Below are 15,102 nucleotides of genomic sequence, written 5' to 3'. Positions count from 1 at the left end.
ACCGGCGCGCTGAGGCATGAAAGGACAGACGATGGCTAGCCATACCCCAGGTCCCTACAGCTACACTCCAACCGGCGGCATGATCTATGCAAAAGGAATGAAGCCGGTTGGCTATGTAGCGACCGCGCACGGTGAAGCGGTAAAGGACGCAAATGGCAAACTTTTTGCCGCCGCGCCGCTGATGCTCGACATCCTGAAGCAAGCGACGGAGGCATGGGAAGAACAGTTTGACGGACCGGCGGACCAGGATCTCGACGTCTCTGGGTCGGATCTCGTCGATTGGTTCACAGAGTGGCGCGGTTTGGCAAAAGCCGCCATTGCGGCAGTGGAGGGCAAAGCCAATGGCTAAATACCGGGTGACGCTCTATCGCGAGATACCATTCTCGAAGTCGGTCGAGGTCGAGGCCGACGACGAGGAAGCGGCCGAGGCCGCGGCCTGGGGAACAACTCAACGATGATACGAACACCATCATCGAAGATTGGACGGCGGGCGACGTGCGGTCCGGCGCCGAAGCCGACATCGAAGAACTCTGAAACCGCCAATCGTGGCAACCGAAAGGAACATGACCATGCCGAACCTCATCGACAACCGCGAGCGCGATACCATCCTGGCGGCGCTGCGCCACTACCAAGCTGACGCCACAGTCGCCAAGGTGAGCGACGAGATTGGCGAGCTTGCCACCAATGGCGGCACGCAAGATCCGCTCTCGCTGGACGAAATCGACGAGCTTTGCGAGCGGATCAACCTCGACTATGGGGCGGAGTTGGCGACATGGATTCCGACCTGCGCCGCGATCCTCAGCACGGAGGGCCGGTCTTACGATGAGGTCGCCGCCGACATCGACTCGGCAACAAAGAGCCGGGTCCGCCATCTAGTGAGCGAGAGAATGAACCCGATCGCGGACCACGTCGACGCGGCGCGCTATCGTTTCCTCCGGTCGCGCGACCTGGACACCATCGACAAGGGTGGCGTCTTTGCGGGCAGGACGCCGGAGAACACGGTGCTAAACGGCGAGGACCTGGACAGGGCAGTCGACGCGGCGATGGCGCCAAGAACGAGCGTTGCCCAATGTGCGGCGAGGCCGTCCGCTCGTTCTTCGATCACGTCGACCGCGACTGCATGAACGAGGCCACCGTCAAGGATCACGTCAAGACCCAGGTCCGGTCCATCCTTATCGGAGGAAACGAGGCGATCAATGAGAACCTGTTGACGGCGATGAAGGCGACAGTTGACCTGATCGAGTACGCCGACTCGGACGGGCGAGGCTTCACCGGCGACAACCGGACCGAATGGGAGCAACTCAAGCCAGGCGTTCGGCTTGCTATCAAAGAGGCCGAGGCGGCAAATGGCGGGGCAAGTGCAACCAAGGGAGGTCAATCGTGACGTATAGGGTGGCCATCAGGAAGAACTCGACCGGCGAGGTCCGGCTCTATACGAGCCCGGTGGAATGGTCACCGCCGGAGGGCGACTCCGACGAGTCGCCGACTCAATGGCTCTGGACCGAGGGCAACTACGCGAGCGATGGCAACCGCGAAACGTTCTTCGAGGACGCCGAACATCTCTCGTTCGGTCCGGCTCACGCGGCCCATCCCGATCCCGAGTTCGGGCTCGATACCTACGAGTACGCTGCTCTTTATGCGGAGTTGCCGGACGGCACCCGCATCGCATTGGACGATCCCAGGCTGACAGGAGGACAACTCTGATGACGCACATCATCCTCGGCAACGGCATCGGCCTGCCGCTTCGGTACGCCAACCGGCACGGCCTCGTGACAGGCGCCACCGGCACCGGCAAGACCGTCACCCTTCAGAAGCTCGCAGAGGGCTTCTCCGACGCCGGCGTGCCCGTCTTCGCAGCCGACGTGAAGGGTGACCTCTCCGGCGTCGCGGCCGCCGGCCAGGGCCGGTCCTATCCTGTCGCGTTCTGGGACCTGTTCTCCGACGACGGCCTCCCCATCAAGACGTCCATTCATGAGATGGGGCCAACCATCCTCGCGCGGCTGCTCGACCTGAACGCAACGCAAACCGGCGTGCTCAATGTCGCATTCAAGTGGCTGGACGATCCAGAGGCGCCGCTCGGCGGGAGCCGGATGATGGACATGGACTGCCTCCGGGCCGTCATCGGCGAGATGATGGAGTATCGCGAGGAATTGCAGGCGAGCCACGGCAACGTCACTGCGGCAAGCATCGGCGCAATCCAGCGGTCAATGCTCACTCTCGAAGGCCAGGGCGGCAACGTCCTCTTTGGCGAGCCCGCGCTCGACGTTCGCGATTTCCTGCGCGTCGACCAGGACGGGCGCGGCGTCATCAACCTCCTGTCGGCCGACCGGCTGATGGACTCGCCCAAACTCTATGGCGCGTTCCTGCTCTGGCTGTTGCTCCGCCTCTTCGAGGTTCTTCCGGAGGCTGGCGATCTGGACAAGCCGAAGCTCGTGTTCTTCTTCGACGAGGCCCATCTCCTGTTTTCGGAGGCGAGCCCGGTCCTGATGGAGACCATCGAGCGCGTGGTCCGGCTGATCCGGTCGAAGGGCGTCGGCGTCTATTTCGTCACGCAACACCCTCTCGATGTTCCGGCGCCAATCCTTTCGCAACTCGGCAATCGGGTGCAGCACGCGTTGCGCGCCTTTACCCCGCGGGACCGCCGAGCGGTCCGGACGGCCGCCGAGACCTTCCGGCAAAACCCGGCCATCAAGACGCAAGAGGCCATCACGGAGATGGGCGTCGGCGAGGCCTTGGTATCATTCCTTGGCGAAGGCGGCGTGCCGTCTGTGGTCGAGCGGATCAAGGTCGACCCGCCCCAGGCTCAGATCGGTCCGGTTGACCGCTTCCAGCGGATTGCGGTCATCAAGGCCGACAACCTCAAACCCAAATACGGCGTTCGCTTTGGCGAGCGCGCGGACCTCTTCGCCTCGTTTATCGCACGGCTCGAGTCCCAGGACACCGCCCTAGCGGCAACCAGAAAGACACAAGAATCATGGCACGACGCTATACCTACAGCCGGATCAATGCCGCCGAACTCTCCCGTCGCCTCAACGAACTCGACATGCCCGCCCGCGACTTAGCGCGCTGCTGTGGAGCCAGCGAGCAACGGGCGATCGATTGGCTCTCCGGCAAGGAGGACATACCGCCCCATATCGACCTCTTGACGCGGCTCTGGCTCAAGTTCGAGCCTGCGATGGACGAGACGGACGCTTGGGTGGATGAGGTCTGTCGTGACCAGCGCCGGGAAGGCTAGGTATGAGGGTGGTGATAAGCGCCTCGGTCTTGATGATCGACACGGCCGTCGATCCAAGCGTAGCATGGCGCCGAGCATTGACTGAGAGATCCCAATGTCTTCAGAAGAATTTCTGGCCGACCTCGCCGCCGTCCCGACAGAGGGACAAAACGCCGAGGCGTACCGCATCGTTGGCGAATACCTTCAGGCATTCGCCTTTCTCGAAAGTGACGTTGGGGATGCAATTCAGACGGCTCTAGGGATCGAGCCACTGGAAAGAATCGCCCTTGTTGATCTGATCCCCTTTTCGGGAAAGATCGCGATCCTGATGTGTTTGTGTAACATGCACGGACCGGATGAGGACGAGGACGAATGGAAGAAAAGCGCCATAAAGCTTCTCGGTCAGATCCAGGGCCTCGGTGAGGCAGACCGGAACATGCTTGCGCACTCCATGTTCTTCGGCTCATCGGAAGGCGGTGTGGACTTCTATCGTAGCCGGGCGAGGACCAAGGCCGAAAGGCCGTTGATCCGGTGGACGAAACAACAGGCCCACCAGAAAATCCGAAATATTTTTCGCCTATGCCGCGAGATTCAGCCTATGGGGCCTGATCTGCTAAAGCGGAAAACAAGGTCGGAGATGCTGCGGGCGATTTCTAAAGAACGAACCTTTTTCGGCGGCGGGCTCGGGGCACTTGCGGGAGGCGGCCTTCTAGGAAATTGGGATGGATTGATACAGGAGCCTGATGGGCAGTAGGCTGGCAGCGACACAGATGGAGCGGCGAGATGGATGGGATTCTGGCGCAGATTGACCTTTCCTTCGTCCTATGGGCGATCGTCATAGGCTTCGGCCTAGGCGTCGCGGCTTGGTTGTACTTCCTCCCGACGACCGTCGCGAGGGCTCGCCGTCACCCGCAAGCCACCGCCATCTTGATCCTCAATATCTTCCTCGGGTGGACCTTCCTCGGATGGGTGGCCGCCTTGGTGTGGGCGTTTACCGTTCCCAGGCAAGCCGCCGCCGACCGGGCCTAGGTGCCTCGGTCTGATCTTTCCTTGGCGGCGGCGGTGCTTCTTCGCCCCGACTAGGATGCCGCGCCGGACGCAAGACTCGATCATGAGCCGCCGGATCAGGTAAACGAATGCATCCATCTGGGCGCGGTCGACATTGCAGGGCTGGCAAGCCAAGACGATGTTGCTGTTCCGTAGCGTGCCGCCCTCCGCCTTCGGGATAATGTGATCGAGGGTTTGCCTCTGGCGCCCTTCGCCCATCGGCTCAGAGCAGTAGATGCAACGACCATCCTGTTCCTTCATGAGTCGGCGGCGTTTGCTTCTCTTGTCTCTCTGCAAACCCATTGCGGCGCCTTACCGGCGCGGCAACGGGCAATCGGGATGAAGCCCATTGGCATCGCTGGCCGGCGTTTCCGGCGCTCCGCACGACGGGCAGACGCGACAGAGATTGGCCTCACTGTAGATGTGCAGAAAACCCGCTTCGTGCTCGACAACGTAGCGCCTCTTGTGCCCTCGGATCGTGTGGGCAATCCCACGGACTTCGCCGGCAAGCTGATAATCGCCGGTGTGCTTCCAGACCTTATCGCCGACTTGGAACTTACCCCAAAAATCTCCCATCCTGTCCGGCAACCGAGGATCGCGACCGGTGATTTCGGCGAGACGAGAAGCCCACTCGGCGGTCTCATGTCCCAACTCGCTCCATCCCTTGCGGGCTTCGTCGCGTTCCTCGATCAGCGTGGCGCGCTCGGCTAGCAACTCGTCGCGCTCCTTCAGCAAGGAGTTGACCGCGTCGACTCCCATCTGCGCGAATTCCTCGACAGGCATGAGCGGACCCATCTCAAAGTCGCCGGCGGCGATGGCCTCGGATCCAACCGGTGCAGCCGCGGACTCGTCCATGTTCGCAATCAGGTAGAGCGCGTCGCCGGCAATCCGCCTCTTGTTCTCGCTCATGGGAGTTAGCATGTCGTCGATCTTTTCCAGCGCGTCGATCGCGAACTTCAGCTTGCGTTCCGTCATGCTCGTCATGGCTGTTTCCCCATCTCTGAAATGTTGCAGCGGTGAACGGTAAAGGTGTAGGCGGCGACCCAAGGGTTCGAAGACCAGGCGTCAGGGCCGTTGATCTCATTCCAGAGCTTTTCGTATTCCCAGATGCAGGCGTGCAGATAGATCGCGTCGCGACCCGCCTGATCCGCCCCGAAAAGCCACATCTGGCGAACCAATTTGCTGCGTCGTTCAACGCCCTCGTCGCGCGCATCCTCAGGGCTGATATCCTGCAACCGCTCGACCTTGACGCCGGTCACGACGAGAGTGAGGCGGGAAGCCCAACGCGGCATGTGGATGGACGGGCGCCAGCGGACATGAGGAACGTCGTCGGAGTTCGCTTTGTAGAGCACGAAGATCGGATTCGACGGCGTGATGGCCTCGACCGTCCCGTTCTTTTGTTTGACCTCGCCGTGCTCTACCCGGAGGCCGCGACCGCCGAAGCGATCGCCCCACGTCGCAATGAAGTTCTCGCGGGCATAGAGGCGGTCGCCGACGCGGTAGCGTGGGCGAAAACCGGACGTTGAATAAGCGAGGATGCCGTTGACCGCAGTTTTGCCAGCGATCAGGTCATCCGGAACGGATTTTGCGCTTGGCTGCGGCTTGTAGGGTTCAATTACCCGCCGCGTTTGCGTCTTGTTGCCGGCGAGCAGCGCGCGAACCATGGGAGCCGAGAAGATGATGGGAAGGTCTCTCATCGCGCACCCATGTCGGGGTCGTGGAACCATGAAGCGTCTCCTTGATCGTCAATGTCGCGGAGATGGTCAGGTTCGTCGCTGCCATCCGGAAGCGGCGAGACCTTCGGCTTCCCCATGTTGATGAGATCTTCGCGGGCCGCATCGCGCTCTCGAGTCAGGCGCTCGATCTCGTGCTCTTTTCTGAAGGCCGTTGCCTCGAGCCGGCGCATAAACTCAAAACCGTCGATATTCCACGCGGGTTCAACGATCCCGACTTTCGGACGGGGGCCGCCTACCTCCACCATGATCCGGTGAAGGTCGGATAGGGCGATGACCCTTTCGTCGCTCATTTTGTTCGGCACAAATTTTCCTTTCAGTTGTCCCGCATCCAGCAGGCGGGTTTGCCGTCAATCGGGCGGCCACAGGGTGCGGCGCAGCCGGTCAGGATGAGCGCGAGGATCAGGGCGGCGATCCAAAACCAACCGACCGAGAAGTTCACCTCGTCGCCGCAAACGGAGAAGTGCAGCTTCCCCGCGTCCTTGATCCAATCGCGAACCCTCACGAAACCTCCTTCAGCGCCTCGTCTCGAGCGCGGTTTAGTTCGGACATCTTTTCGTGAGTGCCACCGTTGTCGGGGTGGCATTCCTTGGTGAGTTTTCGATATCGCGTCTGGATATCCTGCATGTCTGGAACGTGGCTCTGTCGCCAACCAAGAACCTCCCGCCACGGCCGTTGTCCAGCCGGTGCCGGGAGCGCTGCGAATCCCGCAAACATCTCTTTGATCGAGGCCACGCCGTACCGCTCGATCGCACGAGTCGCTTCGATGTGCTTCGCAATTGCCGCGATGTTGTCAGCGACCCGAAGGAATGTGTCACACGGCAGGCAATGCGGGACGTTCTTCAGAGAAAAGTAAAGCGCAACACCAGGGTCGGAGGGCGTCGCCTGATCCGACCTCGGAAGGCCGTCCAGGCGCAGCGCCAGGTTGGACGAAAGGATGTAGTCGCGGGCGCCAAGTCGATCGAGTTCCAACTGCAATCGCCTCGTCGCGTCTGCAACCGACAACTCCTTGGAGGCAGACCATCCTTTCCCGGTGTCGACCCTCTTGTTGAAAGAGGCCGTCTTCCGATTGATGGTCCTCGGGCGAGCCAAGGGCCAAGAGAGGGGATATGCCGTCGTCATTTAGACCTCGTAGGGTAGGAGGAAATGGGTTTTAGAACGGGATGTCGTCGTCGATGTCGCCGTACCGAGATCCGCCGCCGGAAAAGCCGGGCGCCGGACGGCGTTCCATAGGTGATGAGCTTCCGAAGTCACCGCCGCGGCTGGATCCTCGGTCATAGCCACGATCGTCATCGCGATCGCGCGAGCCGCCGCCGTTTTCATCCCGGCCGCTGAGCAGAAGCAAAGTGCCCCCGAAGTTTTCGATCACAACCTCGGACGAGTAATGCTTCTGGCCGTCCTTTTCCCATTTGCGGGTTTTGAACTTTCCTCGGATGAAGGCTTTCGATCCCTTCCGAAGATACTGCTCAGCCACGCGCGCTATGTTCTCGTTGTAGATGACGACGTTGATCCATTCGGTCGCCTCCTTGCGCTCTCCGGTTTGCTTGTCCTTCCACGACTCGGTGCAGGCGACCGAAAAGCTTACGACAGGATTCCCGTTTCCAAGCCGCCGGACTTCGGGGTCTCTCCCCAGGTTTCCGATGATCGAAACTTCGTTGAGTGTGCCGGCCATGTTGCGTTTCCTAAACTACGATCGTGATCTGCTCGGCCGCACGCGTGAGGCCCGTGTAGAGGTGATTGCTCTGGTGCTCGCCGAACGAACCGCTCTCGTCGAAGAGATAGACGTTGTCCCATTGCGAGCCCTGGGACTTGTGGACGGTGAGCGCGTAGCCAAAATCGAACTCGTCGAACTTGCGCTTTTCCTTCCAATCCAATTCGGTCTCTCGACCCTCGAAGAGGTACGGGTGGATTCGGACGTCTGTGGCTCGAACCGCCATGCCGGCGTCGTCCGGCTCAACGATGAGATTGATGCCCTTGGCGGTCGCTGAGACCCGTTTTGCCACCTTCCAGAGGCCGCCGTTCAAGAGGCCCTTTTCCTTGTTGTTGCGCAGGCACACGAGGCGCTCCCCAACGACCGGGTAGGTGCCTTTGAAGTTCTGCAGTTCGCGCATCCGGCCGTTGTATGTCCGGCGCGTGAGGTTCTTTCCGACGAGCACCTGGTCAGCCTTCATGACCTCGGCCTGGTCGACCTGACCGCGGCGGATGACCTTGCTGTTGCCGTAGGATCCGATGTCGAGCGACCGTCCTTCGCGCACATCCATTGAGAGACGAATGATCGGATTGTCGCGCGCCTGGCGGTGGACCTCTGTGAGCATCACGTCCGGCTCGCCGCTCGTGAAGTACCCGGTCCCTCGGACCGGCGGCAACTGCGCCGGATCTCCGAGCACGAGGACTCGAGTACCGAACGAGAGCAGATCTCGTGCCAGTTCTTCCGAGACCATCGAGACCTCGTCGATGATGACGAGGGCCGCACCGTTCACCGGGCTATCAACGTTCAGAACAAATTCGGCGATACCGCCCTTCCCTCTCTGCACGGTGTAGATCATCGAGTGGATCGTCGACGCTCCAACGCAGCCTTTCCGCTGCAGCACGAGCGCCGCCTTGCCCGTGAACGCGCCGTAGAGAACGCATCCAGCAACGCCTTCCGCCATCTCCTTCGCGAGCGTCGTCTTTCCCGTCCCGGCGAAGCCAGCCAGGTAGAAGAATTGCCTGCCGCCCTTGTCCGCGAGCCACCGGCGAACGTCCTTTAGGGCGGACTCCTGTTGTGGCGACCAATCCGGCATTACCGCCGCACTCCCACCTCGAGCGCCCGCTGGACGGACAGGGCGAGAGCCTGTTGGGCCCGGTGGAGCGTGCGGTTGATCTTGTCTTCGTTGTGATCGCCGGCGAGAGCCACAGCCGCCATCGCCGTCCCGGCCTCTGTCAGGAGGACAGTGAGGATGATGCTTCCGGCATCCGACGCGCTCCTGGGCGACCGCTCCATGTAGCGAGCCGTCGCTGCAGTGATTGCGTCGCGGAGGTGCCTGATGGCTGGATCTTCACTCATGGGAGCCGACCTTGCGCGGTGCGAGCATGGTGGCGATCGAGTTGATGTCCGCCACGTCGTCGTTGCTCAAGGTGATGCTCTCGCCTTTCCGCTTGGCTTCAGCTTCCTCGATCAGGAAGATGCCATCGTGGGCGCCGATGGCCGCAACAGCTTCGGTAAGGACCCTGCCCGGATCCGTCGTGAACAGAATGTCGATCGACGCCTGGGCAAGGGCCAACGCGACAGAGACTCGAGGGTCAATGAACGTCACCTCGCCACGTTTCGAGGCGGTCTCGAGCACAAGGTTCTGCGCTGTGATTACCCGCGCCGTGTGGATAGCGAGTTGACCGTACTGATTGCCGAGGTCGTCGAGCACTTCGGTGCCGAGTTCGATTGCCGTGGGGCGGGAATAGACCATGAGATGTGCCTTCCGTTGACTTGGATCTTTGGGTTGACGCGCGGCGGCCGACTGCGCCGGCGGAGAATGAGCGCGAGGATCATGTCGCCGTGGCCTCCCGGACCTCCTTCGCCTTCGTCCTGCGGTCCTGTCGGCGAAGCTTGATCAATCCGAGCCGCGTCTGCTCGTCGGCCCACCAGGTCCATGCGCGCTCGGTGACTGTCACCTCGTCGACACCGGCGACGACGAGTGGAAGACGTTTTTCACCGGGCCCTTTGACGTCGTGTTGGTAGAAGAACCCAATCCACCGCTCGGACTCCGGAGCATCGACGCTGGAAAACGTCACGAGGCGAACTGCCATTACCGTCCCCTCAGTTTGAGATGGTGGCGGGCATTGGCTTTGACTGCGGGGTCCATGTCCTCGGTCCCGATGATCCAGTTGAGGTAGCCGATATCGACATCCTCCCATCGCTTTCCGAAGTGCTTACCGAATCCGATCTTCGGGAAGAGAGGATGGCCTTTGGACCATCGCAGCATGTCCTCGATCGAGGCGCCGTCATCGAACATCCTGTGAAGCAGATGAGCAGTGACGTATGCATCGGCACCGGCTCGGTGCGGAGGGTCCGCAAGGACGCGGTCGACATCGAGGCCCAACTCGTATCGAAGATACTGGTTGGTGTGCCGCTCTGAGTCCGGGTAGAGCCGGAGCGCCGCCTTCCATGTGCAGATGATCGTCGCGCCACCGGCGCCGAAGAATTGTTCGTCGAACTCCGCCTTGTGAGCGAAGAAATAATCCGGATTGCCCTCCATGAGCATTTTCAATCCAGCGTCGATCGGCGGCGCATTCTCCACGTCATCGTCGGTGATGTGATGGGTTGCCATTGCGCCGACCGAGATTGGACGCCGAGGGTTTACGAGCATCGATCGAGGCGTTCCGACGACGCCGTCGACGATGTCGCAACAGCCGACCTCCACCAGCGCGTGACCGTCATCCTCATCGGGAATGCCTGTCGTTTCCGTGTCGATGACTCTAAGCAGCATCGGGGTTCTCCGGCGGAAGGAGGTCGCACTCCAAGATCGTGGCGGCGTACCCATCTGGATCAACGACGAAGAACTGCCGGATCCTCTCCTTATCGGGGTCGTTGATGGCGAGGATCTTGCCGAAGTGGTTCTTGCTCGCGACTTGGTCGCCGATGGCGTAGTGACGGCGATCGACCTTCACGATCTCGTCTGGCTTCAGATAAACGGGGGTGCCGTTAACGGTGAGGCCGACCTCCTTGGTCTCGCCGAGGCCGGTGAGCGTCACCGTCCCCCGCACGAGCACGACGTCGCCTTCCCGAACATAGATCGCCATCACCGTTCCCCCTTCCCAGGACCGGCCTTGTGACCGGCCTGCCAGGCGGCGCGCTCCACTTCGTCGAGGTCTCGCGGTACGGCACCGATCGCCCTGCCCTTGCCCTTCGCCGCCATGCCGGAGACGTAAGCGCGAAGCTGATGCAAATCGCTCGTGTCGATGCCCTTGGGCGAGTGATCGAGTTGGTTGGTGAGAATGTTCTCGATCTCGTTGTCGATCGCGGTCTGCTCACCGTCTTCGGACGGGTGCTCAGTAGTTTCTGCCGCGTCCTGTTGTGCAGGACGGGTATCCCGCACAGGCTCGGGCTGATCCTGCTCGGATCGCTCATCCTCGCGCTGCCGTTCGCGGGTGTCGGCCATCTCCACGTCCTTGATGACACGCCCGTCTTCGGCCACCACGCGATCGGCTTCGGCGAATTCGGCGGTGTGGCCTCGGACCCTCCCCGTCTCGGCCTCATGGTCGATAGTTTGGTTCGTCCGCCTGGTCGATGCGATGCGATCGAGCTTCTGGGCAGTCGAGAGCGACGGCGGGTTGATCTCCCGCACATCATCTTGGTAGTCGTCGCGGGCCGGCTCAAGCTCGTCGCGAGCGTAGACGCCGAGGATCACGTCGGGGAAATGGCGACGGCACCACGCGCGAACCGAATAGTAGTGAAGCTGTTGGTCGGGATCGTTCTTCCAGAGCGGAGAGTTCTTCGGCTGGATCTTCCCGAACAGCGGCGACTCGTAATCGACGATTTCACCCGACCCATCGCTCAACTCGGCCCAGACGCGGAGGGTGCGGCTGTCGCCCTCACCCTTGTATTCCGATTTCACACGACCCTTGATAGGCGCGCGCTGCAGGATCACCGCGTGGATCAACTGCGCCTCAAAGGCGAGTTGGTCGTTCACCGCGTAGCTCTTGTTCGCGACGGCGTATGGCGACATGCGCCACTCGATCGCCTGGATGCACACGGCCAGGCACGCGCCCGGGTTGCCGCGAAGGTGCTTCCTGACGGCGACCTGAGAGATCGACATGAGTTTGCCGAACTCCATCACCTCGTTCATGTTGGCGAAGACCATGCCGCCGAGACGGTCCGAGATCGCCAACTGGCCGGTCGTCTCGCGGTCGACCTTGCCTTCAATGCGTTGTTCGATGGTTTGAACTTCCTGGCTCACAGCTTTTCCACTTCTTCGATTGCGTTCTTGAGTTCGGCGGCCAGCATTCGGACTGTGCCGAGTCGGGCCGGAGGTGCGAGTGCCAGAGCGTCGGACAGAGCCTCGAAAAACTCCTTCGCCTCGCGGTAGGTGAGTTGAACGTTGACCATCCGACGTTCGAGCGGAATGCGGCCCGCTCGTTCGGCCTCCTGCTTCTCTCTGTCCGCAGACGAGAGCATCTGGAATCGCTCTTGCCGGATCTTTGGGTGGGAGAGCATGACCACCTGCTCGACCATCTCGCCCCAACAAAGTTGCTCCGAAGACTTTCCGTCTTGTGAGACGGCGAAGTGACCGTTGTCGACGTAGACCAGAATCGGGTGCATGCGCGGCGCGTCGCTCATCGGAAGTTTGCCTTCACGTCCTCGAATATCCTGGCGCCGGTGAGCGTGCGATTTCCCATGCGGACGTATGTGTTGAGCGCCTTCTGGACGTCCTCGCGCTTGAGGAACGGACGAAGCTTGTCGAGGTCGATCTCGTCCATGGACAGGATCTCGCCCTTCCATTCGGTGCGAGATCCGACGACTGTTCCGGACTCGGACCGGACGCGGGTGAGGTCGGCGTTGCTCACGGTCGCCGCGGCTTCTGCAATCTCGGCTCGCTCCCCAAGATCCTCCGCTTTGTTTACGTGCTTCAAGGCTGCATTCGGGCGGTTCCGTTCCGCCTCCTGCCGAGCGATCTCGCGCTGCCGATCCTCTTCCTCGCGGAGGCGCCGGGACTCGGCCTCTTGTGCAGCGCGTGCTTCGGCGAGCTTCCTGCGCTGGTAAGCAGTCGCCCTCGCTTCGAGGACATCCATCATGTGGCTCAAACGCTCGAGGTGAACCTTGAAGAACCCGTCGATCTCGCGCTTGGCGGTGAGGTGGGGACGCCCCTCATTGTCGCGGTGCTTGTCCAACTCTTTGAACAGTTTGCGCGCATCTTTCGCGATATCGCCAACGGTCGCGACATCCGCGTCGCTCTTGACCTCTTTAGGCGCTTCATCGGCGCGCTTGGCGACCTCGTCTAGCTCCTTGATCTCATCGACATAGGTTTCGCCGAGTTGCTCGATTAACGAGGGCGGTTTGTTGTGGCCGATCCCGGCCTCCATTGCGGCGGTCATGGGTTCGCCCTCGCGAGACGGCGCGCCAACTGCCGCTCGTGACGCGTCGCTTCGCGGTTGCCGACGTGCGGCATCCAGCGGGATTGATCGCGGACCCCGATTAGGTCCCGAACTTCGCCGGTCACCGTCGTGATCGCGCTGCGGAAGATGACCCAGACGTAGCCCCTACCCTCAACGTGGTGAGGGTTCTTGCCAGGGTGAGCATCCAGCGTCGCTTGGTTGTAGGCGGAGTCGTGATACGGCAACGTGGTCTCCTAGCTGTTGAGGGCTTTGACGGTGAGTTGGCGATAGGTGGTGGGCTGGACCGTGTATCCGCGCCGCTCGATTGTCGGCCGGCGCACGCTGAATCCGGGGACGTAGGCCCGCTCGTGAGGACCGAGTTTCTGGACGATCTCTTCGTTGATCTCCTTCACCCGGCCCTCTTGCTCCTTGATTTCGGCCTTGAGGATCGTGCGCTCGTGGAGCAACTCGACGAGACGGTTGTCGCCCGACAGGTTGACCTCGGTTCCGTTGTCGGTTTTGCCGAGACGATTCAGGAGCGCGTCGTCCTTGTTCCAATCAGGCTCCGGTTCGCGGCCTTCCGCGATCATCTGCCAGAAGTCGACGACCGCCTCCCGAACGCGCTCCATCGCGCCCTTGTTGATCGGGATGTGGCAAAGCGGCATATCCAGACCGAAGCCGACGACCAGAGGCGCGACCGCCGCCCATTCGGCGCCGGCGAGGTCCGCTTCGGTGAGTGCCTGAAGCACCACACCGATAGGGGCTTCAAGCTCGCCCGCCTCGTTGTGCCACTTCGATTTGAACACTTGCGGCGCGACGCTCTTGATCTGGACGACGCCGGGACTGCCGAGATTGTCGACCGCAAAGACGTCGATCGTCGCGCCGAGACGTATAGCCGGGTCGCGGAGGTAGACTTGGTCGGCGCCTGTGTTGTGGGTGATCTTCCAATCCGTCGTCTCTCGCATGAGTTGGACGGCGACAGGTTCCAGCAGGCGACCGCGCTGCATCTCCGGTGTCTCTTCCGGATCCTCGTGGATGACTCCTGTCTTCAGAGCCCAAAGTTCATAGCCGGTAATGAAGGGATGGACGTCGAGCAGTGCCGCTACGGCCGAGGCCGTGACGTCCTTCTGTCGAAGCTCGAGCCAGGTGTTGCGGTCGCCCGCTGGAATGCGCTGGATGCTCATGACCGGCTCGCTTTCCACGACCCGAACACCGCTGCCGGCTCGAACCAATGATCATCGCTAGTGATGTGACCGATAGCGACGATCTCGCCGGTCTCATCGCGCTTAAATCGAACGGCGCGCCCTCGGAGATCAGACCACCGGACGGCCTCGGCGGCTGACATGATGCTCACGATCCACTCGGCGCATGAGTTCGGCGACGTTTCGTGTCCGCCAGCTTTGGAACCCGGAGTTCCACCGAGGATGAAGCCACCGAAAAGTTGCGTACTCGTGCCGTCGTTTATGGCGATCGTGCTCTCGAGGATAAATCCGCGAGCGATGTTGATTTCGGCGGAGTCAATCGTGCCGTTCGTTGGATCGGTATTTGTCACCGATGCCTCCTGGTTGGGGTGTGCGGTTCAGAGAAAGCGGGAAAGTCGGTGCGCGCGGATCTGATCGTCCACAGCAGCCATTCGGGCCTCAAAGGCCGGGTCGCTATCGAGGAACCTCACGCGTGGGAGGCTGACGACAACGTGGGTGTCGTCGATGCTCTCGTTTTTGGCGCGGAAGGTAGTTGTGGTCGGCACGATGCGCCGCACGATTTCGCCGAGCGCCTCGAAGTTATCGCTCATGCGAAGAACACGAGGCTGATTGCCACGATGCAGCCGACCACGAGGGTTCCACCGGCGACGAGGTCGAAGGATTTTAAGCGGGTTTCGGCGGGGGTCGACAGGGAGAACGTTGGAAGCTTTTTGGTGCGGCGCATGTGCGTCTCTCGCTTGTGATGACGAGAGATTATGCGAGCAAGAATATTCATGCAAGAGAAATTATTGCCTTCACGAATATTATTTTTCGAGCAAGCAACAAATTATAGATGGCG

General features: G+C 61.2%; 28 protein-coding genes and 1 pseudogene. 8 read left to right on the top strand and 21 right to left on the bottom strand.

What is annotated here, in order from left to right; all coding sequences use genetic code 11:
- The first annotated feature begins 16 nt into the window (after positions 1 to 16).
- The 8 genes from FEZ63_RS02735 (at position 17) to FEZ63_RS25415 (ending at position 4,243) form a co-directional block, all read left to right on the top strand.
- Positions 17 to 349 carry a hypothetical protein gene (locus FEZ63_RS02735; RefSeq protein ID WP_150942098.1) on the top strand — a complete coding sequence of 111 codons (333 nt, stop codon included), beginning with the start codon at positions 17 to 19 and terminating at the stop codon, positions 347 to 349.
- 220 nt (positions 350 to 569) lie between these two features.
- Entirely contained in the window at positions 570 to 1,124 is a 555-nt protein-coding gene (locus FEZ63_RS25085) for a hypothetical protein (RefSeq protein WP_201274069.1), read from the top strand.
- Entirely contained in the window at positions 1,121 to 1,384 is a 264-nt protein-coding gene (locus tag FEZ63_RS02725; protein ID WP_162419653.1) for a hypothetical protein, read from the top strand. Before FEZ63_RS25085 ends, FEZ63_RS02725 begins: the two co-directional genes overlap by 4 nt.
- Positions 1,381 to 1,704, top strand: coding sequence for a hypothetical protein (locus tag FEZ63_RS02720; protein WP_150942096.1), 324 nt, complete (start codon positions 1,381 to 1,383; stop codon positions 1,702 to 1,704). The genes FEZ63_RS02725 and FEZ63_RS02720 overlap by 4 nt, the downstream gene beginning before the upstream one ends.
- Entirely contained in the window at positions 1,704 to 3,062 is a 1,359-nt protein-coding gene (locus FEZ63_RS02715) for a helicase HerA-like domain-containing protein (RefSeq protein ID WP_150942095.1), read from the top strand. Before FEZ63_RS02720 ends, FEZ63_RS02715 begins: the two co-directional genes overlap by 1 nt.
- Positions 3,044 to 3,235, top strand: a complete 192-nt coding sequence (locus FEZ63_RS02710; protein WP_162419652.1) for a hypothetical protein — start codon at positions 3,044 to 3,046, stop codon at positions 3,233 to 3,235. Before FEZ63_RS02715 ends, FEZ63_RS02710 begins: the two co-directional genes overlap by 19 nt.
- A 94-nt stretch (positions 3,236 to 3,329) precedes the next feature.
- Complete coding sequence (locus tag FEZ63_RS02705; protein ID WP_150942093.1) at positions 3,330 to 3,968, top strand: hypothetical protein; 639 nt, start codon at positions 3,330 to 3,332, stop codon at positions 3,966 to 3,968.
- A gap of 29 nt (positions 3,969 to 3,997) precedes the next feature.
- Positions 3,998 to 4,243 (top strand): superinfection immunity protein, encoded by a 246-nt coding sequence (locus FEZ63_RS25415; RefSeq protein WP_150942092.1) that lies wholly within the window; start codon positions 3,998 to 4,000, stop codon positions 4,241 to 4,243.
- 123 nt (positions 4,244 to 4,366) lie between these two features.
- Here FEZ63_RS25415 and FEZ63_RS26135 read toward each other — a convergent pair.
- The 21 genes and pseudogenes from FEZ63_RS26135 to FEZ63_RS24775 all read right to left on the bottom strand — a co-directional run.
- Positions 4,367 to 4,564: pseudogene (locus FEZ63_RS26135) on the bottom strand (HNH endonuclease); the annotation flags it as partial.
- 9 nt (positions 4,565 to 4,573) lie between these two features.
- A complete protein-coding gene (locus FEZ63_RS02690) occupies positions 4,574 to 5,245 on the bottom strand; it encodes a hypothetical protein (RefSeq protein ID WP_150942090.1) in 672 nt (223 codons plus the stop codon).
- Positions 5,242 to 5,958: a hypothetical protein gene (locus tag FEZ63_RS02685; RefSeq protein ID WP_150942089.1), complete on the bottom strand. Its 717-nt coding sequence runs from the start codon at positions 5,956 to 5,958 to the stop codon at positions 5,242 to 5,244. The genes FEZ63_RS02690 and FEZ63_RS02685 overlap by 4 nt, the downstream gene beginning before the upstream one ends.
- The gene (locus FEZ63_RS02680; RefSeq protein ID WP_150942088.1) at positions 5,955 to 6,287 is read right to left on the bottom strand and encodes a hypothetical protein; all 333 of its coding nucleotides are present in this window, start codon (positions 6,285 to 6,287) and stop codon (positions 5,955 to 5,957) included. The genes FEZ63_RS02685 and FEZ63_RS02680 overlap by 4 nt, the downstream gene beginning before the upstream one ends.
- Before the next feature lie 23 nt (positions 6,288 to 6,310).
- Complete coding sequence (locus FEZ63_RS02675) at positions 6,311 to 6,499, bottom strand: hypothetical protein (protein WP_150942087.1); 189 nt, start codon at positions 6,497 to 6,499, stop codon at positions 6,311 to 6,313.
- On the bottom strand, positions 6,496 to 6,966 hold the full coding sequence (locus FEZ63_RS02670) for a J domain-containing protein (protein WP_244622605.1): 471 nt from the start codon (positions 6,964 to 6,966) through the stop codon (positions 6,496 to 6,498). Before FEZ63_RS02670 ends, FEZ63_RS02675 begins: the two co-directional genes overlap by 4 nt.
- A gap of 181 nt (positions 6,967 to 7,147) precedes the next feature.
- Positions 7,148 to 7,666, bottom strand: a complete 519-nt coding sequence (gene ssb / locus FEZ63_RS02665) for a single-stranded DNA-binding protein (protein ID WP_150942085.1) — start codon at positions 7,664 to 7,666, stop codon at positions 7,148 to 7,150.
- A 10-nt stretch (positions 7,667 to 7,676) separates the two neighbouring features.
- On the bottom strand, positions 7,677 to 8,777 hold the full coding sequence (locus FEZ63_RS02660; RefSeq protein ID WP_150942084.1) for an ATP-dependent DNA helicase: 1,101 nt from the start codon (positions 8,775 to 8,777) through the stop codon (positions 7,677 to 7,679).
- Positions 8,777 to 9,040: a hypothetical protein gene (locus FEZ63_RS02655; protein ID WP_150942083.1), complete on the bottom strand. Its 264-nt coding sequence runs from the start codon at positions 9,038 to 9,040 to the stop codon at positions 8,777 to 8,779. The genes FEZ63_RS02660 and FEZ63_RS02655 overlap by 1 nt, the downstream gene beginning before the upstream one ends.
- The gene (locus FEZ63_RS02650; RefSeq protein WP_150942082.1) at positions 9,033 to 9,437 is read right to left on the bottom strand and encodes a hypothetical protein; all 405 of its coding nucleotides are present in this window, start codon (positions 9,435 to 9,437) and stop codon (positions 9,033 to 9,035) included. The genes FEZ63_RS02655 and FEZ63_RS02650 overlap by 8 nt, the downstream gene beginning before the upstream one ends.
- 79 nt (positions 9,438 to 9,516) lie before the next feature.
- The gene (locus tag FEZ63_RS02645) at positions 9,517 to 9,777 is read right to left on the bottom strand and encodes a hypothetical protein (RefSeq protein WP_150942081.1); all 261 of its coding nucleotides are present in this window, start codon (positions 9,775 to 9,777) and stop codon (positions 9,517 to 9,519) included.
- A complete protein-coding gene (locus FEZ63_RS02640) occupies positions 9,777 to 10,457 on the bottom strand; it encodes an exonuclease domain-containing protein (RefSeq protein ID WP_162419650.1) in 681 nt (226 codons plus the stop codon). Before FEZ63_RS02640 ends, FEZ63_RS02645 begins: the two co-directional genes overlap by 1 nt.
- On the bottom strand, positions 10,447 to 10,770 hold the full coding sequence (locus FEZ63_RS02635; RefSeq protein ID WP_150942079.1) for a hypothetical protein: 324 nt from the start codon (positions 10,768 to 10,770) through the stop codon (positions 10,447 to 10,449). The genes FEZ63_RS02640 and FEZ63_RS02635 overlap by 11 nt, the downstream gene beginning before the upstream one ends.
- Entirely contained in the window at positions 10,770 to 11,927 is a 1,158-nt protein-coding gene (locus tag FEZ63_RS02630) for a recombinase RecT (protein ID WP_244622604.1), read from the bottom strand. Before FEZ63_RS02630 ends, FEZ63_RS02635 begins: the two co-directional genes overlap by 1 nt.
- Positions 11,924 to 12,307 (bottom strand): hypothetical protein, encoded by a 384-nt coding sequence (locus FEZ63_RS02625; protein WP_150942078.1) that lies wholly within the window; start codon positions 12,305 to 12,307, stop codon positions 11,924 to 11,926. The genes FEZ63_RS02630 and FEZ63_RS02625 overlap by 4 nt, the downstream gene beginning before the upstream one ends.
- Complete coding sequence (locus tag FEZ63_RS02620) at positions 12,304 to 13,062, bottom strand: hypothetical protein (RefSeq protein ID WP_150942077.1); 759 nt, start codon at positions 13,060 to 13,062, stop codon at positions 12,304 to 12,306. The genes FEZ63_RS02625 and FEZ63_RS02620 overlap by 4 nt, the downstream gene beginning before the upstream one ends.
- Complete coding sequence (locus tag FEZ63_RS02615; RefSeq protein ID WP_150942076.1) at positions 13,059 to 13,307, bottom strand: hypothetical protein; 249 nt, start codon at positions 13,305 to 13,307, stop codon at positions 13,059 to 13,061. Before FEZ63_RS02615 ends, FEZ63_RS02620 begins: the two co-directional genes overlap by 4 nt.
- Positions 13,308 to 13,316: 9 nt before the next feature.
- Positions 13,317 to 14,246 carry a YqaJ viral recombinase family nuclease gene (locus FEZ63_RS02610; protein ID WP_150942075.1) on the bottom strand — a complete coding sequence of 310 codons (930 nt, stop codon included), beginning with the start codon at positions 14,244 to 14,246 and terminating at the stop codon, positions 13,317 to 13,319.
- Positions 14,243 to 14,614: a hypothetical protein gene (locus tag FEZ63_RS02605; RefSeq protein ID WP_150942074.1), complete on the bottom strand. Its 372-nt coding sequence runs from the start codon at positions 14,612 to 14,614 to the stop codon at positions 14,243 to 14,245. Before FEZ63_RS02605 ends, FEZ63_RS02610 begins: the two co-directional genes overlap by 4 nt.
- 27 nt (positions 14,615 to 14,641) lie before the next feature.
- The gene (locus tag FEZ63_RS02600) at positions 14,642 to 14,854 is read right to left on the bottom strand and encodes a hypothetical protein (RefSeq protein ID WP_150942073.1); all 213 of its coding nucleotides are present in this window, start codon (positions 14,852 to 14,854) and stop codon (positions 14,642 to 14,644) included.
- Positions 14,851 to 14,988 (bottom strand): hypothetical protein, encoded by a 138-nt coding sequence (locus FEZ63_RS24775; RefSeq protein WP_153245848.1) that lies wholly within the window; start codon positions 14,986 to 14,988, stop codon positions 14,851 to 14,853. The genes FEZ63_RS02600 and FEZ63_RS24775 overlap by 4 nt, the downstream gene beginning before the upstream one ends.
- Positions 14,989 to 15,102 lie beyond the last annotated feature (114 nt).

Origin of the sequence: Microvirga brassicacearum (assembly GCF_008757455.1) — a bacterium.
Taxonomy (GTDB): Bacteria; Pseudomonadota; Alphaproteobacteria; order Rhizobiales; family Beijerinckiaceae; genus Microvirga; species Microvirga brassicacearum.
Note: the sequence above shows the minus strand (reverse complement) of the source record. Positions and strands in the feature narration are given on the sequence as shown.